This is a genomic window from Baaleninema simplex PCC 7105 (genome assembly GCF_000332355.1).
Classification (GTDB): Bacteria; Cyanobacteriota; Cyanobacteriia; order Cyanobacteriales; family Geitlerinemataceae; genus Baaleninema; species Baaleninema simplex.
This window is the reverse complement of sequence record NZ_KB235959.1, coordinates 389,540-413,763: the sequence shown is the minus strand read 5'-3', so window position 1 is coordinate 413,763 and position 24,224 is coordinate 389,540. Positions and strand designations below refer to the sequence as shown.

Sequence of the window (24,224 nt, the reverse complement as noted above, 5' to 3'; positions counted from 1 at the left end):
TCTCGAACGTTACCGATTGTCGGTTTCGGGTGTCGATACTTCAAACCGAACGCACCGACTCAATTGGGGCGATCGCCCAGCATCTACGTCAGGCGGCGGTTCGGGCGATCCCTGAGTGCGGATGCGATCGGGCGCGACACCTAACTCGACGAGGGCGGCTTTCACCGCGTTCGCTCGTTCGAGTGAGAGTTTCTGGTTGGCCTCTCGCGTTCCGGTGGGGTCGGTATGCCCGATCGCCGTCAACTGGAGTTGAGAAAACTCTAACAAAAACTCTGCTAACGGCACGAGTTTCGTTTGTCGGTTTTCCGAGGATAACGTGGACGAACCGGGGGCGAAATACAACCGACCTTCAACGGGTGATTCGTCCGTGCGAGCAGTGTTCACGACGCGATCGACCCCAGGAATCTGCTCGAAAGCTCGACTGACGCGGCCGGCGGTGGCCGCATCGGAAATTTCACCGAACACTGACACGCGACCGTCAGCATACTGAACTCGAACGTCCACGTTTTCTAAGGAGTTGACCGCAGCCGCCGTCCGTTCGACTTCCGCTTTGATGGAGTCGGGATCTGGCGGGACGTTGACGGCTACGATGCGGTTGTCAATGCGGCGTTGGGGGAGAGTTTCGCTGACGACGGCTTCGGCGCGATCGCGCAATCTCGGCGTCGGCACTTCCCCCGAGATCGCGAGGGCGTTGCGTTTGACGCTGACATCGAGACGGTACACCGCCAGTTCTGGCGTCGATTGCAACGCCGTCTGTGCCTTGGCGATCCACCGTCCCACCCACAGGGTACGGATGCCCCAAGCCCCGAGTCCTAGCAGCAGCAATCCACAAAAAATCAGTAAAAACGGCGGGTGACGTTGGGAGTCTTCGGTGTTAGTGGTGTTGGCAGCTTCGACGAGCATTTGTACGCGGTTGCCCACAGCGGGGGGAATCGTATCGGGGTCGCCGTCGTATTGTTCGATGGGGTCGCCGTATTTCTGCACGATGTAACCGAGAGTCTGGCGAAACTGCTCGATAAACTGCTTGGGAGGAACCCCTTCGCTGACGAGGGCCAGGTAACAGTACCCCGCCACTTCCATAGTGATGTCGAAGGTGTCGTATTCGATTTGGGATAGTTCTGAAACCTGGCCGGCGGGGACGATGCAGTCGGCGGCAAAACTCCGAATGGCGGTAAGCATCCCGGCGATGGTATCGGCGTCGAGTCCTTCGTCGTCGAGGGAAATTTGGGCGTTGCTGATGACCAAGCCCGAGCCTTTGTGGATGAGAAACGCGGCTTTGACGCGGAAGGGTAAGGCTTCTTGTAAAATCAGTTCGGCTTCGGATACCCCTTGCATACGGGCGCGGATTTTGCGGCGCACTCCTTCAAAGCTGAGGGCGTTTTCGACCTTCGCGTTAATTTCGCGAACGGCTTCGGCCATGTATTTAGCGATGGTGTTGCCGATGACGGGGTAGAGGGCATCGACCATAGCGTCTCGTTCGAGTTCGATTTGGGCTTTGATGAAGCGACCAATTTCCGAGGCGAGGGCGTCGCGAATGGCGTCTCGATCGAGTTCGATTTGGCGGCGAATGGCGGCAGCGATTTCGGGGCCGAGGGCGTTGGCGATGCTTTGGGGACGGTTGGCGATTTCTTCGGCGATGGCACCGGGGAGAATGTCGGCGATCGCTTGGTGCATGGCGTGGGGGTTTTGTTGAACCCGTTCGCGAATCACGCGATCGATGGCGGGAACGAGGGCGTTAATCACTTCGTTTCGCAGTTCGACGGGAGTGAGACTCGACAAAATTTCTTTGACGATGGGCATCAGCGGCCCCATCGATCCCGTGGCTTCCTCGAGGCGATCTTCGAGATCTTGTAGTTGGCGATCGAGGCGATCGAGGCGATCGAGATCGGCCGAGGCGGCTAAAACGGGCAGGTTTCGCTCGACAGGCGAAGGGTCTGATGGCGGGGGGGTTTGAGGGGTTGGCGGCGGAGAAGTCTTCCGAGTCGAAGTTTCGGGCGTCGGCCGCTTGGAGGAGGGAGTTGGCGGAAGCGATTCGATGCGATGGGTATCTGACTGTAGCGGCAAGTTCGACAGCGATAGGCTCTCTTGCCGTCGCGGCCGTGGGGGGGGAGAAGGTTCGCTTTCCTCAGATGCTGATGGCGGGGTTTCACCGAGATCTAACAACAACTGACGCAACGCCTCAATGGGGTCGTTTGCGTCCGTGTCGGGTTGCGGCGATCGAGGCGTCGGGTTTTCGGGCGCGGTCATTCCGAGGGTTCGCTGTGGTACTCGTTTTGTCGTTCGGGAAGAAATAGTGCTGCGGTGCTGTCGTTGGATGAGTCCGAGGCGTCGGTTCCACTGTCGTTTCCTTTGATTCGCATACAGACGTCGAACAGCAGTTCGGCCAAGTCTCCCCGTGACATTTTGTCACTTTGGAGATCTTGCGATCGCTTGTTGAGTTCGGCAAGAATTTGAACCTTAAGCGATCGCACGTCTTCGTCGAGGCGATCGCGGGTTTCAACGAGATCTTCTTGCAGTCCGTTGACCTGATTTTTTAAAGTTTTTTCGACGACGACTAAGTTGCCCGAAAAACGACTTTCAACCGAACCGAGTTGGTTCCTTAAATCGTTGCTTTCTTCGTCGAGAGACGTGTTCACATATTGGATTTTTTTCTCGATGGCATCGATCGTCGAGCGCAGATCGGTCGTGAAAACGTTTCGCAACCGCTCGATTTGCTCGGTCAAGTCGTGACGAAGTGTCGAAATTTCCGATTCGAGGTGCTGGAATTTGCGTTCGTATTGCCGCGTTTTATCGCCAAACAAAATATCGCGAATTTGGTCGATATTTCCGAGGCGTTCTCGCATTTCGTTTGGAGTGATTTCGTTCATGCTTAACTTGTTTTAGAGATCGATACTAAAAAAAACAAATGCTGTGGCTCGATTTTACCACGGGGGTCAAAAAAATCGGCGATCGTTCGCTATCGCTCTCACGGGCGATCGAACCATATCCTTTCTAACACTTGAATTCCCTCGAGTCGAACTCTCCCTCGACCCGTCGCTCGTGCGAGACCGCAAGGGGTACAATAAGAAGCATACTCTCGCGCAGACGCAGTTTTATCAAAAATTTTGGGTCTAAAACCCCGCCCTAGAAGGGCGGCTTTACCGTACAATGGACGTAAGTGGTTAAACTGCCTAACGAAAACCAAGTTAGTAAGTTTGCCTCACACTCCAATTAAGTTAGAATTTTGGCGGTGGGACACACCGTTACAGCCTGTGGAGCGAACGCTAAGACGCAGTCTTCGTTCTCTCGGATGCAAGCTCCGAGAGCTGCGAAGACTTGAAAGGCATTGCGCCCGGTCGAGCTGTTGCGAAAAACCCGCGAGGGACAGAAGCAGGAACCCAAATCGTGAGGCTTCGCCGTGAGCGTCAGCCGAACGGTTTGGGAATCACCGTCCTTCTTTCGGCGGTGAGGATGTCAATCGATTCCATTGGCAACAGACATGACCGTAGCCGCACCGACGAAAACCGAGTACGAAGCCATTATCGGGCTAGAAACTCACTGCCAGCTCAGCACCGAAACCAAAATCTTTTCAGACTCTTCAACCCAATTCGGTGCCGACCCCAACACTAACATCGACCCGATTTGCATGGGATTGCCGGGGGTGTTGCCCGTTCTCAACGAGAAAGTTCTCGAATACGCCGTGAAAACTGGTCTCGCCCTCAACTGCCAGATCGCGCCATACAGCAAATTCGATCGCAAACAGTACTTTTATCCCGACCTGCCTAAAAACTACCAGATTTCCCAGTACGACTTACCGATCGCCGAGCATGGTTGGCTGGAAATCGAACTCGTCGGCGATGACGGCGAACCCTACCGCAAGCGCATCGGTATCACGCGCCTGCACATGGAAGAAGACGCCGGAAAACTCGTCCACGCTGGAAGCGATCGCCTCTCGGGTTCGACGTACTCCCTCGTCGATTACAACCGTGCGGGAATCGCCCTCCTCGAAATCGTCTCGGAACCGGACATTCGATCGGGGAAAGAAGCCGCCGAATACGGCCAAGAACTGCGCCGCATCGTGCGCTACCTGGGGGTCAGCGACGGCAATATGCAAGAAGGGTCGCTGCGCTGCGACGTGAACATCTCCATCCGTCCGGTGGGTCAGAAGGAGTTCGGCACCAAAGTCGAAATCAAGAACATGAACTCCTTCAGCGCCATCCAAAAGGCGATCGACTACGAAATCGAACGCCAACTCGAGTGCATGGAAACGGGAGAACCCATCGTTCAAGAAACGCGGCTGTGGGAAGAAAACAGCCAGCAAACGATTAGTATGCGGAGTAAAGAAGGGTCGAGCGATTACCGCTACTTCCCCGAACCCGATTTATGCCCCATTGAAGTGAGCGTCGAACAGCGAGAGGCTTGGAAAGGCGAACTTCCCGAACTTCCCGCCGAAAAACGCCACCGTTACGAAAAAGAGTGGGGCTTGTCCGCTTACGACGCCCGAGTCCTCACTGAAGAACGAGACGTGGCCGAATACTTCGAGGCGGTCGTAGCTGCTGGCGCACCCGCCAAACAAGCCGCGAACTGGGTTATGGGAGACATCGCCGGGTACACCAACGAAACCAAACTCAGCATTACGGAAATCGCCCTCAAACCAGCAATTCTCGCCGAACTCATCGAGTTGATTGAAAACAACACGATCAGCGGCAAAATTGCCAAAGAAATTCTACCCGAACTGCTCGAAAAAGGCGGATCGGCCAAAGAATTAGTCGAATCCAAGGGGATGACCCAAATTTCCGATACCAGCGAACTCGAGAAGATTATCGACGAACTTCTCGCCGCCAACCCGGACAAAGTGGAACAGTACCGCAACGGAAAAACCAAACTCCAAGGCTTTTTCGTCGGTCAAGTCATGAAGCGCACCAGCGGCCGCGCCGACCCCAAACTCACCAACCAACTGCTGGCGCCCAAGCTGAAAGGGGAATGATGAGGGGATGAGGGGGTGATGGGGTCGATGCGTGACGATTTCTCGGTCTCAGGATTTACACCGGATTTTTCAAGTCACGCACCCTTGTATGTTGGCGGTGTACATCGGCGGTGCGTGACGATTTCTCGGTCTCAGGATTTACACCGGATTTTTCAAGTCACGCACCCTACATCAAAAAAAAGGGGCTTGACCCCTCACCCCAAATCTATTAAAATATGGTATGTAGATGCACCCTGATGGCGGGGAGAGTTGCGGCTCTCCCTTTTTTTTGCGCGTTTTTCGGGGGATTGGTAGCGGCCGGCCGAAACGCGCCCCCCTTAACTTTGATATAATCGCCACTCGATATCGACGTATCAGCGAGGAAGATCGATCGTGGTGGAGTGGCAAGAAATTCCTGGCGGCGTAACCGCCCCGAGAGGCTATCGCGCGGCGGGCATCGCGGCGGGACTCAAACCGTCGGGAGCAAAAGATTTAGCCTTAATTGTCTCGGACGTCGAAGCGATCGCCGCAGGGGTGTTTACAAAAACCCAAGTTCGGGCGGCTTGCGTCGATTACTGTCGTCAGAAACTTCAGTCCAAGAGCGGCGGCCGCGCTATCCTCTGCAACGCCGGACAAGCCAACGCCGCCACGGGAGAAGCAGGGTGGGAAGACGTGCGAGAAAGCGCCCGCCTCGTCGCCCAAACCTTGAGTATTCCCCTCGATGAAGTCTTTCTCGCCTCAACGGGCGTTATCGGACAGCGCATCAAAATGGACGCCCTGCGGGAAGGCGTTCCTAAAGTGGCCGCCGCCCTGTCAGATACCGGCGGAGACAGCGCCGCCGAAGCCATTATCACGACGGATTTAGTCACGAAATCGATCGCCATCGAAGCGCAATTCGGCGATCGCACCGTGCGGATGGGGGGAATGTCCAAAGGTTCGGGGATGATTCACCCCAACATGGCCACGATGCTGGCCTTTATTACTTGTGACGCTGTCGTGTCTTCCCAACTGTGGCAAGATATGCTGCGTCGTGCTGCCGATAAAAGCTTCAACCAAATTACGGTAGACGGCGACACCAGCACCAACGACACGTTGATTGCTTTCGCCAATGGACAATCCCGCACCCCGGCGATCGTCAAAGAGGGACCCGAAGCCGAAAAACTCGAAGCCATGCTGACGCACGTGTGCCAGCATTTAGCCAAAGCGATCGCCCGCGATGGAGAAGGAGCGACTTGTCTCGTAGAAGTGCGAGTTTCGGGAACCGCCAGTGACGACGACGCCCGGAAAATCGCTCGAACGGTGGCGGGTTCTTCCCTCGTTAAATCGGCGATTTTCGGACGCGATCCCAACTGGGGACGCATCGCCGCCGCAGCTGGACGCGCTGGGGTAAACTTCGAGCAAGAGAACTTACGAATTAAGCTGGGCGAGTTCCATTTAATGGAAAACGGACAGCCTTTAGACTTCGATCGCGCCGCCGCCAGCGACTACCTGAAACAACAGGCAGCCGGAGAGTATCTTAAAGACGACACGGTGTCGATCGAGATTAACCTCGGCTACGGTTCTGGTGAGGGCTTCGCCTGGGGTTGCGATCTCAGCTACGATTACGTTCGCATCAACGCGGAATATACAACTTGAATTAGTTGATAGGGAACAGGGAACAGGGAACAGGGAATCGGGAATCGGGAACAGTGTATTCCTCTCTCCCCCTCTCCCCCTCTCCCCCTCTCCCCCTCCCCTGGCTTAAACAATGAGCGATTTCACTCTCATTCTCAGACGGGCGCGACGCTATCCCCAGGGGGATATTGTCGATATTGGGGTGGAGGGAACGCGTATCGGCGCGATCGCACCTCATCTTCCCACCTCCGCTGTGAGGGAACTTGACGCCGCCGAACGGTTGGTTTCGCCGCCGTTTGTCGAGTCTCACATCCATCTGGATTCGGCGTTGACGGCGGGAGAACCTCGCTGGAACGAAAGCGGAACGCTGTTTGAGGGAATTCAAATTTGGGGAGAACGGAAGAAATCTCTTTCGATCGATGATGTCAAACATCGTGCGTTAGAAACGCTCCAACAACAAGCCGCCCAAGGGGTTCTCTGGGTGCGGACTCACGCCGATGTTAGCGAACCGACGTTAAGCGCCCTCAAAGCCTTGTTGGAGGTGCGCGACAGCGTGGCGGATTGGATGCGGGTGCAGGTGGTGGCGTTTCCGCAGGATGGGATTTACAGCCATCCGAAAAATCTGGAGTTACTGCGAGAAGCGATCGCCTTGGGTGCAGATGCGATCGGCGGAATTCCCCATTACGAACTCACGCGAGAAGATGGGGTAAAGTCTGTGGAAACCGTGTTCGAACTCGCCGAAACGTGCGATCGCCTCGTCGATATTCACTGTGACGAAATCGACGACGAACAGTCGCGGTTTCTGGAAGTCATGGCGGCTTGTACGATTCGCCGCGATATGGGTTCTCGCGTTACCGCCAGCCACACCACGGCGATGGGTTCGTATAACAACGCCTACGCTCAAAAACTTATGGGATTTCTGCAACGGGCGCGGTTGAATCTCATCGCCAATCCATTGATTAATATCACCCTACAAGGTCGTACCGATAGCTATCCGAAACGGCGCGGAGTTACCCGAGTCAAAGAGCTTTGGCAACAGGGACTTAACGTCAGTTTCGGACATGATTGTATTCAAGATCCTTGGTACAGTTTGGGAACGGGAAATATGCTAGATGTGGCGTGGATGGGGTTGCACGTCTGTCAGATGACGGGGCGTGCGGAAATTGACGCCTGTTATGAAATGGTGACGACGAACGGCGCGAAAACGTTAAACGTTGAAAACGAGTACGGTTTGGACATTGGAAAACCGGCGTCGTTTGTGGTGTTAGATGCGATCGATCCTTTCGACGTTTTGCGACGACGGGCGAGGGTAAAATGGGTGGTATCTCAGGGGAAACAGTTAACCTTCGATTCGCCGTAATTTCACCATAAAAAAACCATCCATATTGTGACGGTGGGGAAACACGCGAATCCAACCTTCGGGAGAGGCGAAGGAGGCGACGGGAGACTCGGAGACGGGGGCTTCGATGCGCCAGTCGTCGTGACTGTCTAAAAACGGTGTCACGACGCCTTCGTTTTCGATATCGTTGACGGTACAAGTGGCGTAGACTAAGACGCCGCCAGGTTTTACCCAACTCGCGCAGGCGTCTAAAAGTTGTCGTTGGAGTTGGGAGAGTTCGATCGCGTTTTCGGGGGTTTGTCGCCAGCGCAAATCCGCCCGTCGGTGGAGGGTTCCCAAGCCGGAACAGGGGGCGTCGAGAAGTACGCGATCGACCGTTCCGTTAAATTGGGATTGTTGGCGACTGTCGCCTTCGAGAATTTTGACGGATTTGAGTTGCAGGCGATCGCAATTTTGACGAACTTTTTTCAACCGCGACGGCGTCGGATCGATCGCCCAAATTGTCCCGGTATCCTGCATTAACTCAGCGATATGGGTGGTTTTTCCCCCAGGTGCAGCGCACGCATCGACGATGACTTCTTCCGGTTGCGGTTCGAGGAGATGGGTGACTAACTGGGCGCTACTGTCTTGTACTGTCCACCATCCCTCAGCATATCCCGGTAACGCTTCGATTTTTCCGGCACTTTGTAATTTTAAACCTTGGGGAATGTAGGAGATTTGTTCGACGTTTGCTCCTGCCTCTTGTAAGGCAGTTTCAACCGTTTTGATCGTAGTTTTTAAGGGATTAATTCGTAAGTGAACGCTGGGCGGTGTATTAAACCACCGACACAACTGTTCGGTTTCTTCAAAACTGAAGCGATCGCTCCAAGTTTTGACAATCCAATCGGGATAACTGTAGCGAATTCCCAATCTCGAAATAGGTTCTTCGGGAAGAATTTCTTCTGGAAATGGTTTTTTATTAGGGTTTTTATCTCGATATCGCAAATACTGACGTAATACCCCGTTAACGACGCCAGATAGCCCTGTCATACGGTTCGCTTTCGCCAGCTTGACGGTGGTATCGACAGCCGCCGCGTCAGAGATGCGATCGAGAAACACGAGTTGATAAAATCCTAAGTGCAGTAAAATCCGCAAATCAGGGGGTTGTTGGTGGGCGGGTTTCTTGGCGAAGCGATCGAGAATGGCATCGAGCGATCGCGCCCCCCGAACGCAGCCATAAACTAATTCAGTGGCTAAGCCGCGATCGAGCGGTTTTAACTGAGCTTTCACCAACTGGCGATCGAGGGCAACATCAGCGTAAGCCCCTTTGCGATCGACATCTTTTAACGCAAGAAATGCAACTTGACGAGGATTTGAAAGAATCAATTTTTTAAGATTGAGACAAGAGAGACAAGGAAAACAAGATAAGGAGTCGGTGCGTGACGAGTTTGCCGGTTTCGCGCCAAATTTTTCGTGTCTTTAGGTCACGCACCCTACAACTGTTCGTGGCTGACTGTTCGCGGTTCGCGTTCTAAAGGTGCGTGACGCGGGAAATCCCATCGGGCTTTCAATAAAAGACATTTTATGCCCACGTCACACACCCTACGACTATCAAATATCAATTGTCAATTATAATAGTCCGACTTCTTGCAACATTTCTGACATTTTGGAAGGACTGACTAACGTATTTGCACACATAATTCCCGAGGCAGCAACGGCAGGAACGCCAATGCCGGGAAGCGTAGAGTCACCCACCCGATACAGTCCTTTAACTGGCGTGTGAATCGTCGGATAAATCCCTCGAATTGGAGGAATCGCCGGACCGTAAGTCCCTTGATAGCGTCGCAAAAATCGCGCGTGCGTGACGGGAGTTCCTATCATCTCGAATTCGATGCGATCGCGCAAGTCAGGAATAATTTTTTCGACTGCCCGATAAAGCGATCGCGATCGCTCTTGTTTTCGCCGTTCGTAATCGGCATCGAGTTTCCAATCGCGATAGGGTTCGAGGGTGTAAGCGTGGAGTGCGTGATATCCCTCCGGGGCGAGGGTTTTATCCCATACTGTAGGAATCGAAATCATGCAGGTATTCCCCGGAACGGTAATATCGGCCAGTTCGTCCAACACGACGACGTGATGTCCCGTCAACCCGTCTAAACCATCGCTGCGGATACCCAGATTCAGGTGCATGAAACTATCGATGGCGGGAAGCGACAGGTTTTCTTGACGGTAAGTCGGCGGTAAATCGGCCGCATCGAGGAGTTTGAGATACGTATCCCAAACTGTGGCGTTAGAAATGACGACAGGGGCAGAAATCGTTTCACCTCCGCGCAACCGAACGCCCCGCACTTCTCCCGATTCGACTAAAATTTTCTCGACGTGGGTTTTCAGGCGTAACTCGCCCCCCCATTTTTTCAATCCCCTCACCAACGCGTCCACGATCGCCGCACTTCCCCCGAGGGGATAGTCTACCGTCGATCGCGCCCGTTCCCCGAACATGAACGCCACTTCTGGGGCGATAGTACCGTAGGCTTTCAATCCCGATAGCAGGAAACATTCGAGATCGATCGTGCGTTTGACCCAAGGATTGCGAACGCACTCGTCCATCAACTCCCCAACAGTTCGCTGCATTAACCCCATTGCGGGCAGTAATTTAAACAACCGAAAGGGATAATGTCGGACGAGAAAGGGAATTGCTTCCCAATCGAGGCGCAATGCCAGCGGTGGAATGCCTCGCAGCGCTTCGTAGATCGTCGCTAACCGCCGTTCTAAGCGGCTGAATTCTCGGGCGCCATCGGGGGTAATTTCGGCGATCGCCTGTCGGTAGCGATCGATATCGCTACAAACTTCGAGAGTTCCATCAGGAAAATGATAGTGACCGAGGGGATCGTAAGGAATGGTTTCGATCGCTTCATCCAACACCGACAGCACTTGGCGTAGCGGGTTGAGACTGCTGGGATCGGTCAATCCGCAAAAAAACGACGGTCCGGCATCGAAATGAAATCCCTGGCGCGAGAAGCCGTGTGCCGAACCGCCGGGAATCGTATGACTCTCGCACAGCAGTACCGAGAACCCGTATCGTGCCAGCATAGAGGCGGTGACAAGCCCGCCAATGCCGCTACCGATAACAACGACTTCTACATCAGACATGGGTTAGGAAAGAGATGGATGCCACCTTTCCATGTAAACCGAAAAGTGGGTGAAACTCAATGTAGAAATCTAAGGAATTTTCCACATCAGAACCTTAGAAAGAACGTTCGAGGCGATCTCAGTTGCGATCGCCCCCGTACCCCTCAAACGCCTCACGACCAAAAATCCGTCGGATCGTAGCCCAATTCACCTAACATTCGTCGGAATAACGGCATACTCAAACCGATGACGTTGCTGTGACAGCCTTCGAGTTTCTCCACGAATAAACTTCCGCGTCCGTCGATGGCAAAACATCCCGCACAGTTAAGGGGTTCCCCGGTGGCCACGTAGGCTTCAATTTGGCGATCGCTCAATTGGGCAAAGTGAACTCGCGTCGTCTCGCAGTTGACAATTGTTATATTTTGTGCTATGTCAACGATCGCGTGTCCAGTATAGAGTTCGCCTACCTGTCCTCGCATTTCTTTCCAACGTTCGACGGCGGCTTCAGGATTTTCAGGTTTTCCATAAATGCGTTCCTCGAGGAGCAGCACCGAATCGCAAGCGAGGATCAGCACCGACTCGGGATTTCGCACCGTCGTCGTTCGCGGCGGGGTGTTTCCGTGACGAACCTGCGTCGCGATACTTTCAGCCTTAAGTTGCGCTAACGTTTGCACCAACGCCACAGGATTCGTCAGTTGAACTTGCGATTCGTCGAAATGGCTCGGACAAACGATCGGTTCGATTCCCGCGTTGTGTAGCAATTGACGGCGAGCGGGAGAGGCAGAAGCCAGAATCAGAATCGGTTGACTCATGGTGGGGAGAGGGGGAGAGGGGGAGCAAGGGAGAGGGGGAGCAACTGTCAACTCTCAACTGTCCTCACTGTTTCGCGGCTGACTGTTCGCTGCTCGCTGTAAAAAGGGAGAGATCGCATCATCTCGTTATCCGGTCGTCTCGATCGCCCCGAGCGTGCGAGGTTTAGTAAACAAAGAAAGACTTTGCCACGAAACGGAGTTTATCTTGAATTTCCTTCCAGCGTCGATCGGTCGTCGAGACGTTGAGCGTAAAGAGTTTGTTGCGGGAAATCGCAATACTCGCGATGTTGTGTCGTAGGCGATCGGGTAACTGAACGGCGTATTCAAAAATATAGTAAGTTTTTCCGTCCTCGTCTTGTCGCGATTCGGCGTCGATCAGTTCGGCGACGCGATCGGATCCTTCCGGAGCGATCGCACGTTTAGATAGCTCGTATCCGACCTCTGTAGGCGTTCCGAGATCGGCGAGAGTTTGACCTTCCGGAACCGGATTAATAATCACGCTGACGTTCTCGCTGCGTTCGATGAGGTCGTGGAAAATTGCATCTGGCGTCAGGTTCGTTGCGTCCATCTCGATCCATTCGTTCGGATAGAGAAAGCGATAGCCATCGTAACTATCCACATACGAGGTTAACCCGCTCGTAGGAGAAGTCGAGCAACTCGTCAGCGTGACTGTCACTGCAACCAGCAAGATCGCCGCAATTCGTTTGAGCATGACTGTTCGAGAGTGAATGAGGTGCGGAAGTCGGGGCGCACACCGCCCCATTCACCATCCGATGAATTTGCCATCACGTCAAGTCGGAGGGGGAGAGGGGGAGCTGATAAGGCTATGACTTTTACTTAGGAGGTATCGAAAGCCAAAGAAGCCCCAGGATAGGGAGAAGTACGGTGGCGTCCCCAACTCAAGGGAAGTCCTTGAAAGAGGCGGACGACAAAAGAGATACAGCCAAGGCGCCAACAAGAAAGAGTTCTCGGTCTGAGGGTCGCGGCGGCCAGACCGGTCGAGTCAGAGTCAGTCCGAGGGGAAGTCGAAGGCTTTTGGGAGTCTTCCCGACAAGCCCCTTCGGTGATGAGCCAAAGTAAAGCCACAGACATGGCCAGCCAAAGACACTCAGCCCGGTGAGGATGAGTCAAACGGGTGCGTTGCCAATTAAAGCCATCGCTCTTGAGATCGCGATAAGCCGCTTCAGTCCAAGAGCGAAAGCCATAAAAGGCAGCCGAAGCCGATTGAGGTGAGGCGTCACTCAGCAACAGCCAAGGGTCTTTGTAATCCTCGTCCCATCGGGCTAACAGGGTACAATCGAGAGGATTTTGGCGAAAGCAGCGTACCGGTTGACTAAAACTCTCACCAACTCGAACCACTTGCTCGAGAGGTTGCCAGTCGGCGAGAGTTTCCCCCGAGCGCACTTGGTAATAGCCTTGTGAGTTAATACGTAACAAAGGATGCCATCCCAGAGCCACAATTTCCTCATACAGCCAACAAGCATAGAGTCCTCGATCGGCCAAAACCCAAACCCTGACCGACTCGGGAACCACTCCGCTCAAGCGACGGAGCAAGTCTTGCCACAGGGGCTTCCAGGGGTGTTTCTGGGAAGCTTTCACGATTTTCCAGGCCACGGGAATGCCACTGCCGCGATAGAGTACGTTGAGTGACAAGACGATAAATTTTTGACCGATATGGGTCGCATCTAAGGCCAGGAACAGGTCGTCGCTCTCTCCTAATAGCTCTAAGACCCACTTCAGCAGCGGCGCGAAACAACTGGCTACATCTAGCTCAGCATATTTACGACCGTAAGCTTGGCGTTTTTCTTTGTACCACTGTTGTAGTCTTTGACGTACGTTGGTGAATTTTTCCCCGTTGACTTGGGCAATACACTCTGACACTTGAGTCAGACTTGAAGAGCGACTCATCATCATGCCAAAGCTCCAGGTGGCTAGCCCTGATACTTGTGGCAAGGAAAGATTCGGAAAATGACGACTGACTTCTTGCGACCACTGTTTGAGGTAAGCTGAGTTGTATTTCATGGCTTCTCCTAAACGAGTCTACGGCTTTCTCTTTGTCGGCTCTTTCTCTCTCTCTTACAATCATAGCCTTGTCAGGAGAGGGGGAGAGGGGGAGAAGGGGAGAGGGGGAGAAGGGGAGAGGGGGAGAAGGGGAGAGGGGGAGAAGGGGAGAGGGGGAGAAGGGGGAGACAAGGGGAGAGGGGGAGAAGGGGGAGACAAGGGGACAAGGAAGAAACTGTCAACTGTCTCCACTGCTTCGCGGCTCACGGTAAAAGGCTGGTGACTGAAGTGCTGCTGACTGTTCACTGCTCACTGTTCGCTGCAAAAGTGTAGAGTGTAGAGTACTGATTCAGTTCGGAGTGTCTTAACTCTTCACTCTTAACTCTTCCCTCTTCACTGAAAAACGCGCACCGTTTTAGGACGATGAACGCAGCGAACCAACCTTCCGTCAGTGCTTTCGATCGCGCCATGATACAGCGTTGTCTGACCCTTGCGCGTCAGGCGTTGGGGCGGACTGCGCCGAATCCCATGGTGGGGGCGGTCGTCGTCAGCAACGGTCAAATTGTCGGAGAAGGGTTTCATCCCAAAGCCGGAGACCCTCACGCGGAAGTGTTCGCATTGCGCGAAGCGGGCGATCGCGCCAAAGGTGCCACAGTATACGTCAGCTTAGAACCTTGCAACCATCACGGACGAACGCCTCCCTGTTCGGATGCGTTGGTAGATGCTGGAGTGGCGAAAGTCGTCGTGGGAACCGTCGATCCCAACCCGAAAGTCGGCGGGGGCGGCGTCAAGCGTTTGCAGGATGCGGGAATTGAAGTCGTCGTCGGCGTCGAAGAAGAAGACTGTCGCCGTCTCAACGAAGCCTTTTTCCACCGAATTCTCTGTCACCGTCCGTTTGGGATTTTGAAGTACGCCATGACCCTCGATGGGAAAATCGCCAGTACCACCGGACATAGTGCGTGGGTGACGGGAACCGAAGCCAGAAGCGAAGTGCATCATCTTCGCAGTGTCTGCGATGCAGTGATTGTTGGGGGAAATACCGTCCGCTGCGATAACCCGCGTTTGACGAGTCACGATACAGAGTCGCGCAATCCCCTGCGCGTCGTGATGACGAGAACTCTCGATTTACCGACTCAGGCGAGGTTGTGGGACGTATCGGAAGCCCCGACGTTGGTGGTGACGGAGAAAGGCGTCAAGCCAGAGGTTCAACGCCAGTTACGCGATCGCGGTGTGGAAGTCGTCGAAGCGATCGACGTGACGCCGGATAAAGTTTTACAACTGTTGTTCGATCGCGACGCCACGTCGGTATTGTGGGAATGTGGCGGAACCTTAGCGGCTCGTGCGATCGCCGATGGTGCAGTTCAAAAAGTCTTGGCGTTTGTCGCTCCGAAAATCGTTGGTGGAACCGATGCACCCACTCCCGTGGGCAATTTGGGGATCGAAAAGATGAGCGAAGCGTTAACCCTCGAACGTACCCGCTGGTATTCTGTCGGTCGAGATTTTGTCATGGAAGGGTATTTACCCAAACCCTCGTTTTCTTCATAAATCACGAGTTTCGATGGATTGCAAAACACTAATTTACAACCCTCGCCGACAAGAGGTCATTACACCATTTTATCCCACTTTCCGCACCACAAGCATACTACAACAGGATTTTTAACGAAGAAAGTACATTACAGCCTTCGTTGTTGAAAATAAATTTCAATAACTTGTGTAGTATGTATTTTTACTTGCGATCTTGATAAAGCTTTCTGCATAAAGTTTTGACAGATCGGACAAACATACTACGTTTTGAAGTGCGGAATGTGGGTTACAATGATGGAATTGCTATCGATCGAAACCGATGATTTTTAGTAGTTAATGTGACAGATATGGATGAAGTTGTTCGTGTATTTCGCATTGAAAATTTTCCAAAAGATGAGTTAACCTACTTGGGAGAATTGAGTGGTGGAATGGGTGCATCTAACTTTTGCAAAAACATCAGTTTGGGGTGGCAAAATTCCCGATTAGCACTTCCGGTATAAGATCCCCGGCATCTTGGAGATGCCGGGGATCTGGAAATTGAGTGCGCCCAATTCGATGAATTTACATTTTTGAGATGCACCCGGTGGAATTCGCTGTCACCGAGGAGCTTTGAGGTTTAGGCCTGACGGTCAGAAGCTAGTATACACGAGATATTGGAAAGGGATTGAATTAATAAGTTTACCGGTCGATCGCGCTGTATTAGCCACGTTACCGGACGCCACCAAACACTACAGTTCGATGGGAGAAATTTGGAATAATCCTCCTCTTCGTCCAGAATGGAAACTATTTCGAGCGTTAAGTCACGAGCATGATGCTTGGAATCGCTGGCAAAGTGATGTCGCTTGGCTCGATCGCGATCGGTTAGTCTATGGTGTAAACCGCTCGTTATTAGTTATTTGTGCGAATGACGGTCGAATTGCAATGGAGTATCGTTTAGATGCTATCGTTCGTGCGATCGCCCTCGATTTAGAAAATCAACGCATTATTGCCGCTACAACTGACGGCATCAAAGTCGTTGAAATGGAGTGTATCTCAAAACCGTGAATTCATACAAAAAAATAAAACATAAGAGTTGCAGTCTCTAAGTTTGATATTTTTGCGCCCCTGATACCAAATCCTGTTCCCAAACCTGCTAAACTTTTAAGCCGCAAATTCCAGCCAATGATAGTTCGTTAAATCCCGAATCTCTTCTTGCATCTATTCTTGAAGGACACAGCACCCTTAGTGGTGCAGAAAAGTCCTGAAACCCTTGTTAGAAAAGATATCGCCGTATTAAAGGGTTGTCCGTAAAATCCCAGATCGGTAAATAGCTGCCGGAGATCTGGCGCGAATCTTAATACATATTTTATGTATTTTGTCAATCCCCCGATCTTGAAAAGTTTTCTGCTCCACACCGATCGCAGGTGTTTTTCAAACCCTCCGGTCGCACTCACCATGTAATATAGAATCCGAATCTCAACGCTGAGCGGAGTCGAAGCGTTGAGTCCGAGCGGAGTCGAGGACTAAAACACTACTGGTTTTACCCAGTCAGACAAGCCTCTCTCTGTGTCCTCTGTGTCTCTGTGGTGAAGAGACTTCTTAAAACCCAGCTTATCGGAAACAGATTCCCTATAACTTAAATTCGCGAAACTCAACAGACTTAAAATACCAAAAATTAGCAGTTGGTTTGAATCGGATTAAAAAGTCGTACTAAAAACCAACTGCTTCTTAAAGCTACCTGTTTTTCAAAGTTTTTTACACTTAAGGGGCATTTACCGACAATGAAAAATATCACGATCGCCTCCGGTATACTCACCAAACATGAAGCGGGTCATTGCGAAAAACTTCCTTATAAAATTTGCCGTCTCTCGATCCAAAATTTAGACGATGTTGTTAACATTCGAGCGTTCGCGAATCGAAGTATCGGAAATTTATTTCTCGATCGTCGTCCTCCCTCACAAATCGAACAAATTCTCGCACAAAATCTCAGCTTGGGATTATTCTGCCAAGACGAACTCGTGGGAATTCGTCTAACCGCCTATCCCTCTGTTGACACGCCTTATCTACTCGACGCTCTACCGATTCCACCCCAAGAAATTCATCGACACGCGAGATTGACTGGGGTGGTGATTTTGCCTCCCTATCGCGGGCAAAACTTTGGCTCTCACTTAACTCAAATTAGCCTTCAAGAACTCAAGACACTCGGAAAAGAGGTCGTTTGGGCGACCGTATCGCCCTCGAACTATCCCAGTTTACGCCTTTTCCTCAATCTGAATTTTCGGATTTACCGTTTGGTCAAACTTCACGAGAACTGCGATCGCTTCGTCCTGAAAACCGACGCTCAAATGAAACCTCTCGCCCTTTCACCACCGAAATTTATCGAACATTCCGATTTCGTCGCTCAAACCGAACTGCTCGATCGCGGTTGGGTGGGATACGCGATCGAGCGTCACGCTCTCGGCTACCGCATCGCATACAACCGCGAACTCGACGTACCGTCAACGATCCCTCTCCTCACAGAAGAAGGATCGGTGACAGAAACCGTCGAACTCGACTAACTCCGCAGTTCTACATCGAACTTCTTGGCGATCGAATTGCGGACTTTTTGATGGGCGTCGTCCACTTCCTTATCTTTCAAAGTGCGATCGCCGGCCCGATACACTAACCGGAACGCTAGACTCCGCTGTCCGTCCGGTACGTTTTCGCCGCGATACTCGTCGAACAGTTCCACCGATTCGAGGAGTTTACCCCCCGCCTTACCCATCACTTTTTCCAAATCGAACACCGACACCGAAACCGGGGCGAAGAACGCCAAATCGCGATCGCTGGCTGGGAACGTCGAAAACGCTGTGAACTTAGGAACCTGCGTCGAAGGTAACGCTTCGAGTAACAAACTCAGTTCCAACTCGAAAACGTATACCTCATCAGGTAACTCTCGTTCCTGACGCAGTTGCGGGTGAAGCTGTCCGAAGCGTCCCAACTGACGCCCCCGCAACCACAGCGACGCCGTGCGTCCGGGGTGTAACCGTTCGTCGCTGCTGTCGGGGCGATACTGCACCTCGAGGCTGAGGCGATCGAACGCACTCTGCAAAACCCCTTTCGCCTCGAACCAATCCATCGGATCTTCTTTCCCCGAAGTCGTCCAGCGTCCCATCGTGGGGTCGCCGCCGAGAATCCCCGCCACCAGGTCTTTTTCCCGATACTCCTCGCCCTCTTTCCAGAAGACGCGGCCGATTTCAAAGCCGTTGAGGGCACCGTTTCCCTGTTTCAAGTTGTACTCGAAGGCGTCGATTAACGCCGGAAGCAGTTCGGTTCGCAGGGCGGAATATTCCGCAAACAGGGGATTTCCCAGCTTGATTTGACGGTCTTGACTGGGTTTGACGAGGGAGTAGTGGATTAACTCCGTCAATCCCGCCGCCCGGAACGCTTCCCGCAGTTGTCCCGTCAGGGCGAATTCCGGGGACAGTTGCCCTAACGCCCCTTGTTTGGGCAGAGTTTCGCAGAAGTTATCGTAACCGTAGAGACGGGCGATTTCTTCGATGAGGTCGATTTCCCGTTCGATGTCCCGAGAACGGTAGGGCGGAACTTTCACGTTCCAAACGCCTTCGGTGTCCGTTTCCGTCACCTCGAAACTCAAATCTTCGAGAATGCGTTTCATATCGGTTTCGGGGAGGTCGCCGATACTGTCGCCGAGTCGAACGTCTCCGAGAACCTGACGGACGCGATCGCACCTCAGTTGAATCGTACTCGACAACTCCGGTCGCGTATCGGCGATCGCCTGCGTCACCGGGGTTCCCCCCGCCAGTTCGCAAATTAAGGAAATCGCCCGCTGACAGGCCACTTCCAACTCGGCGAAATTGACGCCCCGTTCGTACCGAGACGAAGATTCGCTGCGGAGAGATTGACTGCGGGACGATCGACGGACAACCACAGGATCGAACAACGCCGCTTCGAGGACGAGGTTGGTGGTTCCCTCGTGGACTTCGCTTTCCTCGCCCCCCATGACGCCGCCGAGGGCGATGGGTTTGTCATTGGCGGTAATCACTAACGCCTGTTGGCTGAGTTTGCGTTCCTGTCCGTCGAGGGTGGTGAGGGGTTCGTCAGCTTTGGCGAAACGCACGCCGATGCTGAGGTCGTCACTTCCCGTGAGGCGTTGCAGGCGATCGCGATCGAAAGCGTGTAGCGGTTGACCCCACTCCAACATCACGTAATTGGTGATATCCACCACGTTATTAATCGGACGCACGCCAGCCGCTTCTAAGCGTTGTTTCAACCAAGCCGGAGACGGCGCAATCTTTACCCCTTCGATCGCCGTTCCGATATACGTGGGGCAAGCGTTGCTGTCGGCGACATCCAATTTCAGCGTATCGTTGCGGGGAACCTCGCCCGCTTCGGAGTGAGGTAACTTCAACTGAGCCCCAGTCAAAGCGGCCACTTCTCGGGCAACTCCCACCATACTCAGGGCGTCGGCCCGGTTCGCCGTTGCGGTAAGGTCGAGAACGGTATCGTCGAGTCCCAGAAAAGGACGGGCATCGTTTCCGATTTTCGCGTCGAGTTCGGCGACTTCGCCTTCGCCAAAAACGTGAATTCCTTCCGATTCCTTCGACAGTCCCACTTCTTCGAGAGAGCAAATCATCCCGTTAGAGGGAACGCCCCGCAGTTTGGCGGGTTTGATTTTCAAGTCCACTTGCGGGAGAACCGTTCCGACGGTAGCCACGGGGACGTAGAGATCGGCTTTCGCGTTGGGCGCACCGCAGACGATTTGTTGAGGTTCGTCGGTGCCGATGTTGACTTGGCACACGCGCAGTTTGTCGGCGTTGGGGTGAGGTTCGATGCCGACGATTTTTCCGAGAACCACGCCCTCAGCCCAAGTTCGGCGATCTTCGATGTCTTCGACTTCAAAGCCGGCCATGGTGAGACGGTGGGCCAGGTCTTCGGCGGACAGATCGATGTTTACGAGTTCCCGCAACCAGTTGAGTGAGATACGCACGGTTGATGCCTTGTTCGACGGATGTGTTTAGCCTGACTATTTTACCCTGTGGGTCGGGTTTCGGGAGGGGGGCGATCGCGTGAGGTTCGCCGTTGCAGTGGTATGCGACTCAGTGAGGCAGCGTGGGTTAAAACTAAAGATATGGGTCGCGCAGTCATCCCGCCAGCAAGTGTTTTGCAGTAAGTCAGAACGATTCGAGAGAGATTGAGATAATGGTTAAAACAGTTTGGGCAACGGTTCGAGATGGCAAACTCGAACTTCTAGAATCTATAGAACTCGAAGAAGGAAGCCAGGTGCTTGTTACCGTACTTTCCAGTGACGAGAAAGAGTTTTGGCAACAGGCTAGTCAGAGTTCTTTAAACAAGATTTGGGACAATTCAGAGGACGATGTCTACAACGAACTACTCTAAGTATGAACTCCTCTTAGTTCGGTATCCTTTTTCAGACTTATCGCGTTCAAAAATCAGACCTGCGGTTGTTGTCAGCGAGCCGCACATTTCGCAAGACATTATCGTTGTTCCACTAACAAGCCGGACGAGTTCTCTTCTTCCAGGTGAGTTTGTTCTTACTAGGTGGTCAGAAGCCGGTCTCAATGTTGAAACAGCGGTCAAACGAGGACTATACACGGTCGATCGAAGCTTAGCTATCAAAAAAATCGGACAGTTAGCTAAGGTCGATATCGATCGATTAGAGCAGTCTTTACAAGTTTGGTTGGGTGCATCCCAGTTTTGCAAGTGTTAGGCGTAAAAGTCTCCATTGAGATAAGCACAGCGTTGCTTGAGGACTTGTGGAACGTTCTGACGTTCCCACTGAGCGCCGGAAATCTTGAGACGCCGACCAATCTGCTTGACCGTCGATTCAATGGCTCCAGAGCCGATAGAAATCCCTTCACACTGGTAATAGCTGTAGTTGACGATGCGGTGTCGATGTTTTTGCACGTAAGCCACCAACTTGGTGACGCGCGGGTGTGACCAATCCTCGAACTGAGCCAGCGACCCCTCCACATCACCTCGCCACAAACAAGCTTCAACGGCATCGAGACGCTGCTGTGACCCACCCACTTTCCCTAAATTCTCCGTCAAATGATACCAATCGAGAACTTCTTGCCGCTGAGTGGTATCACCTATGTCGGCAAAGAGATTCCAGATCCCATCGTGTCCATCTCCGAGGCAGATTAGAGGCGTGGCCAAGGGTTGTTGATTGACCCAATTCACCAAGCCCTCGTTATCTTCAAAGAAAGCTCCTACACTCGCCCCATGGAGATTGACGGCTTTGTAATCTCGCCAGATACAGGGGTCTCCGACGGCGGTACGCAGACGGACTTTACCTCCATCGAGGCTCATTTCAGCGACGGTCTCTTCGAGTTGGGGCAGTTCAAACTTTTGACGATGTACCAAGCGTTGCTGGCTACTTGCAGAAACGGTCATGCCCGTTAAGACCTCAAGATCTTGAGCCGCCCGCTCGTAGGAGGAGTTGGCGCTCAGGAGTAAACAGCATTTCTCCAGCTCGGGACTCCATCGACTGTGTGCTTTGACCTCTAGCTTCTGGGCTTGTGGCTCGCTCAGACTCAAGCGACCGAGAAGACTTTTTACCGTCCGTTTTCTTCCGCCTTGGCTGCCGCTGCTGTTTTGGATAAAAAATTTCCCACTTCTGGGCTAACGTGTTCTAATAGCTGATGACGGACGGTTTTTTCGATGCCAGATAGGGTTTGAATCTCTTCTGGGTCACTTCCTTCGTAGAGTAGAGCGGCAATCGCTCGAGCGTGAGCTTGAATTTGGCGACGTTTTTCAGCATCCATGAGCTAGGCTTGACTCCGACTTGGGCAACTCCTTTTAGCTTAACTCCCTTCTCTCAAACCGCTCTAAGTACTCTTACTCATTGCAAAACTGGGATGCACCCGTTTGGTTAGGACTCTAAGAGAGATTTTTAGAAAAGCCAGAGTCCCAGAATCTTCAAGATTCCGGAACTCTGGTCTGGCGAGATTGCGGTAAGTGTAGAAATCTACCCAGCTCGATCGCACCGCATTTTCCCCAGACAATCCCCCTTAGCTGTAGACGCACTCGGAAATCCGAACCGAAGCCGATCGCTCGCTCCTCAACCGTCAATGTCAAAATAAACAAAGAGATAGGAATCGCGGCGAGAAGCCGAAATTGCCCATGAACACGGTCACCCGAACCCTGACGACTTGGTATCGCAACGTCTTGAGAAACCCCAAATATCGCTGGTGGGTCATCCTGGGAACCCTGGTGTACTTATTCAGTCCCCTCGATATTTCCCCCGATGTGATTCCCATCATCGGACAAATCGACGACGTGGCGATCGCGTTCTTGCTCGTGTCGGAAGTCGTGCAGATGGTGACAGAACGGTTGCAATCGTCGCCAGTGTCCGAAGCGGAAACCGAGGTGGCGTCTGTTCCCAACGATGCCGACACCACTGTCGATGTAGACGCCGTATCCGTCGATTAACTCCCGAGACTTGGCGCGATCGCAAAGCACAATACAAGCCAAGGCGCTTGCTGTTTTTCGTCGTTCTCAGTCAAAATTGAACCGCGACGGATTCCTTGGGAGTTGAGATGTCATGTTGAAACAGTCTCCGAAACAGTGGTTGAGCCTCAGTTCTGCTCTCAGCCTGTTGTGGTTTGGAAGCGGAGCGATCGCGATCGCCGCTCCAAACGCCACTCCAGCCAACACTGAGAAAACCCCGCAACTGGCTCAAATCCTCCCTAACGCCAACACCATGCGTCCGACGCTGCGGGTTGGGAGCGAGGGAGCAGCGGCGATCGAACTGCAAGGGGTTCTCAAACTCATGGGATACTATCCTGGCGTCGTCGATGGCGTGTACGACGACGAAACGGCCGCCGCCGTCACCCAATTCCAACAGTCGGTGGGACTGTCTGCCGATGGCGTCGTCGGTCTCGACACCTGGAACCGCCTGTTTCCTCCCATGCAAGTCGGCGGTATCGCCACCCCGGTTTACACCAACACGGGTTCGACCACCTGCGTCTGTCCCACCCCCACAACGGCAGCCGCTCCCATGCCGACGCCAATGCCGTACTCCACAACTGCCGTCAGTACCCCGAACCGAGTTTCATCGACCGTCGCCACGAACGACCTCCCCGTCCTGCGAGAAGGAGCGGAAGGCTCGGCGGTGGTCGAACTGCAAATTCTCCTACAGGATTTGGGATTTTACCGAGGCGATATCGACGGAATTTTCGGGTCGGGAACTGCTGACGCCGTCGAAGCCATGCAAGCCGCTTACGGACTCGATATCGATGGTGTCGTCGGTTCGGCCACCTGGGGAGCCTTACTCGGTTATTAAAAGTCCTCCCTCCCGTTTTCCGCTCGCGTTCGTGTCGAGATTTGCCTGTGGTTTTACGCTTGTCTCCCCAACACCGCCAACACATCGAATTCCACGCCGAACGCTGTTATCCCCGTGAATGCTGCGGGTTAATTTTGGGATATGCTGAGGCTGGAGAGAAGCGGGTCGCCGAAGTCTGGGAAACGGAAAACGCCTGGGACGACGAGACGGCGACGACCTTCGACGAGACGGCAGAATTCAACACCCAGGAACGTCGCTATACCATCGCCGCAGAGGTGATGTTAGAAGCTCAGAAAACCAGTCGCGATCGCGGTTGGCAAATTCTCGGTATCTACCACTCTCACCCCAACCACCCCGCGATTCCCTCAGAAGTCGATCGCAGTTGGGCTTGGCCGCAGTATTCTTATGTCATCGTGTCGGTACGAGAAGGACTGGCGATCGATCTGCGATCGTGGCAACTCGACGAAAACCACCAGTTCCGAGCGGAAACGGTGCGATCGTAGAAATCGATCTCGAGATCGGCCGGGCTTGCCCAAGGTCGAAGGTCTTTCGCTAGGATAATAGTCTGAGGAATCTTCACGAGATCGAAGCCTGCCT

21 protein-coding genes are annotated in these 24,224 nt (G+C 53.1%); 12 read left to right on the top strand and 9 right to left on the bottom strand.

The features are described 5' to 3' along the window. Positions 1–9: 9 nt before the first annotated feature. Entirely contained in the window at positions 10–2,247 is a 2,238-nt protein-coding gene (locus GEI7105_RS31820) for an OmpA family protein (RefSeq protein WP_017662521.1), read from the bottom strand. Further along, positions 2,244–2,867: a hypothetical protein gene (locus tag GEI7105_RS31815; protein WP_017662520.1), complete on the bottom strand. Its 624-nt coding sequence runs from the start codon at positions 2,865–2,867 to the stop codon at positions 2,244–2,246. Before GEI7105_RS31815 ends, GEI7105_RS31820 begins: the two co-directional genes overlap by 4 nt. A gap of 611 nt (positions 2,868–3,478) precedes the next feature. On the opposite strand from GEI7105_RS31815, the gene gatB reads away from it, so the two are divergent. From gatB to codA, 3 genes are all read left to right on the top strand, one after another. After that, on the top strand, positions 3,479–4,966 hold the full coding sequence (gene gatB, locus GEI7105_RS0121720; RefSeq protein WP_017662518.1) for an Asp-tRNA(Asn)/Glu-tRNA(Gln) amidotransferase subunit GatB: 1,488 nt from the start codon (positions 3,479–3,481) through the stop codon (positions 4,964–4,966). A gap of 372 nt (positions 4,967–5,338) precedes the next feature. Beyond that, positions 5,339–6,580: a bifunctional ornithine acetyltransferase/N-acetylglutamate synthase gene (argJ, locus tag GEI7105_RS0121715; RefSeq protein ID WP_026097850.1), complete on the top strand. Its 1,242-nt coding sequence runs from the start codon at positions 5,339–5,341 to the stop codon at positions 6,578–6,580. A 112-nt stretch (positions 6,581–6,692) separates the two neighbouring features. After that, the gene (gene codA, locus GEI7105_RS0121710) at positions 6,693–7,919 is read left to right on the top strand and encodes a cytosine deaminase (RefSeq protein WP_017662516.1); all 1,227 of its coding nucleotides are present in this window, start codon (positions 6,693–6,695) and stop codon (positions 7,917–7,919) included. Here the strand turns inward: codA and GEI7105_RS0121705 are convergent. The 5 genes from GEI7105_RS0121705 to GEI7105_RS31810 all read right to left on the bottom strand — a co-directional run bounded on the left by GEI7105_RS0121705 (position 7,899) and on the right by GEI7105_RS31810 (position 13,837). Then, a complete protein-coding gene (locus GEI7105_RS0121705; RefSeq protein ID WP_144054010.1) occupies positions 7,899–9,260 on the bottom strand; it encodes a 16S rRNA (cytosine(967)-C(5))-methyltransferase in 1,362 nt (453 codons plus the stop codon). The genes codA and GEI7105_RS0121705 overlap by 21 nt on opposite strands. A 246-nt stretch (positions 9,261–9,506) precedes the next feature. Continuing rightward, complete coding sequence (locus GEI7105_RS0121700) at positions 9,507–11,024, bottom strand: phytoene desaturase family protein (RefSeq protein ID WP_026097849.1); 1,518 nt, start codon at positions 11,022–11,024, stop codon at positions 9,507–9,509. A 152-nt stretch (positions 11,025–11,176) separates the two neighbouring features. Beyond that, a complete protein-coding gene (locus GEI7105_RS0121695; RefSeq protein WP_017662513.1) occupies positions 11,177–11,815 on the bottom strand; it encodes a Maf family protein in 639 nt (212 codons plus the stop codon). 163 nt (positions 11,816–11,978) lie between these two features. Continuing rightward, on the bottom strand, positions 11,979–12,527 hold the full coding sequence (gene psbP / locus GEI7105_RS0121690) for a photosystem II reaction center PsbP (protein WP_017662512.1): 549 nt from the start codon (positions 12,525–12,527) through the stop codon (positions 11,979–11,981). Between the two features lie 125 nt (positions 12,528–12,652). Continuing rightward, on the bottom strand, positions 12,653–13,837 hold the full coding sequence (locus GEI7105_RS31810; RefSeq protein ID WP_071591958.1) for a transposase: 1,185 nt from the start codon (positions 13,835–13,837) through the stop codon (positions 12,653–12,655). Here GEI7105_RS31810 and GEI7105_RS39530 point away from each other — a divergent pair. From GEI7105_RS39530 to GEI7105_RS0121660, 4 genes are all read left to right on the top strand, one after another. Next, complete coding sequence (locus tag GEI7105_RS39530) at positions 13,836–14,099, top strand: hypothetical protein (RefSeq protein WP_071592100.1); 264 nt, start codon at positions 13,836–13,838, stop codon at positions 14,097–14,099. The genes GEI7105_RS31810 and GEI7105_RS39530 overlap by 2 nt on opposite strands. A 140-nt stretch (positions 14,100–14,239) precedes the next feature. Next, complete coding sequence (gene ribD / locus GEI7105_RS0121675) at positions 14,240–15,361, top strand: bifunctional diaminohydroxyphosphoribosylaminopyrimidine deaminase/5-amino-6-(5-phosphoribosylamino)uracil reductase RibD (protein WP_017662510.1); 1,122 nt, start codon at positions 14,240–14,242, stop codon at positions 15,359–15,361. A gap of 588 nt (positions 15,362–15,949) precedes the next feature. After that, a complete protein-coding gene (locus GEI7105_RS31800) occupies positions 15,950–16,384 on the top strand; it encodes a hypothetical protein (protein ID WP_144053979.1) in 435 nt (144 codons plus the stop codon). A 716-nt stretch (positions 16,385–17,100) separates the two neighbouring features. Continuing rightward, positions 17,101–17,877, top strand: a complete 777-nt coding sequence (locus tag GEI7105_RS0121660) for a GNAT family N-acetyltransferase (protein ID WP_017662507.1) — start codon at positions 17,101–17,103, stop codon at positions 17,875–17,877. Here GEI7105_RS0121660 and pheT read toward each other — a convergent pair. Further along, positions 17,874–20,309: a phenylalanine--tRNA ligase subunit beta gene (pheT, locus tag GEI7105_RS0121655; RefSeq protein ID WP_026097848.1), complete on the bottom strand. Its 2,436-nt coding sequence runs from the start codon at positions 20,307–20,309 to the stop codon at positions 17,874–17,876. The two genes, GEI7105_RS0121660 and pheT, sit on opposite strands and share 4 nt — an antisense overlap. 212 nt (positions 20,310–20,521) lie before the next feature. Here pheT and GEI7105_RS0121650 point away from each other — a divergent pair, with 212 nt between their 5' ends. Both GEI7105_RS0121650 and GEI7105_RS35295 read left to right on the top strand, forming a co-directional pair. Further along, complete coding sequence (locus GEI7105_RS0121650) at positions 20,522–20,719, top strand: hypothetical protein (RefSeq protein ID WP_017662505.1); 198 nt, start codon at positions 20,522–20,524, stop codon at positions 20,717–20,719. Next, positions 20,697–21,050, top strand: coding sequence for a type II toxin-antitoxin system PemK/MazF family toxin (locus tag GEI7105_RS35295; RefSeq protein WP_071592098.1), 354 nt, complete (start codon positions 20,697–20,699; stop codon positions 21,048–21,050). Before GEI7105_RS0121650 ends, GEI7105_RS35295 begins: the two co-directional genes overlap by 23 nt. On the opposite strand, the gene GEI7105_RS0121645 is transcribed toward GEI7105_RS35295, so the two are convergent. Then, positions 21,047–22,107, bottom strand: a protein-coding gene (locus GEI7105_RS0121645; RefSeq protein WP_144053634.1) for an ISKra4 family transposase whose coding sequence is annotated in 2 segments (ribosomal slippage) — positions 21,047–21,951 and positions 21,951–22,107 — 1,062 coding nt in all. Because the reading frame shifts where the segments join, the coding sequence is not laid out codon by codon here. The genes GEI7105_RS35295 and GEI7105_RS0121645 overlap by 4 nt on opposite strands. A 358-nt stretch (positions 22,108–22,465) precedes the next feature. Between GEI7105_RS0121645 and GEI7105_RS0121635 the strand changes: the two genes are divergently transcribed. From GEI7105_RS0121635 to GEI7105_RS0121625, 3 genes are all read left to right on the top strand, one after another. Continuing rightward, positions 22,466–22,774 carry a YkvA family protein gene (locus GEI7105_RS0121635; protein ID WP_017662504.1) on the top strand — a complete coding sequence of 103 codons (309 nt, stop codon included), beginning with the start codon at positions 22,466–22,468 and terminating at the stop codon, positions 22,772–22,774. A 112-nt stretch (positions 22,775–22,886) separates the two neighbouring features. Continuing rightward, entirely contained in the window at positions 22,887–23,627 is a 741-nt protein-coding gene (locus tag GEI7105_RS0121630; protein ID WP_017662503.1) for a peptidoglycan-binding domain-containing protein, read from the top strand. A gap of 47 nt (positions 23,628–23,674) precedes the next feature. Then, on the top strand, positions 23,675–24,130 hold the full coding sequence (locus GEI7105_RS0121625; RefSeq protein ID WP_017662502.1) for a Mov34/MPN/PAD-1 family protein: 456 nt from the start codon (positions 23,675–23,677) through the stop codon (positions 24,128–24,130). The last annotated feature ends 94 nt before the right edge of the window (positions 24,131–24,224 follow it).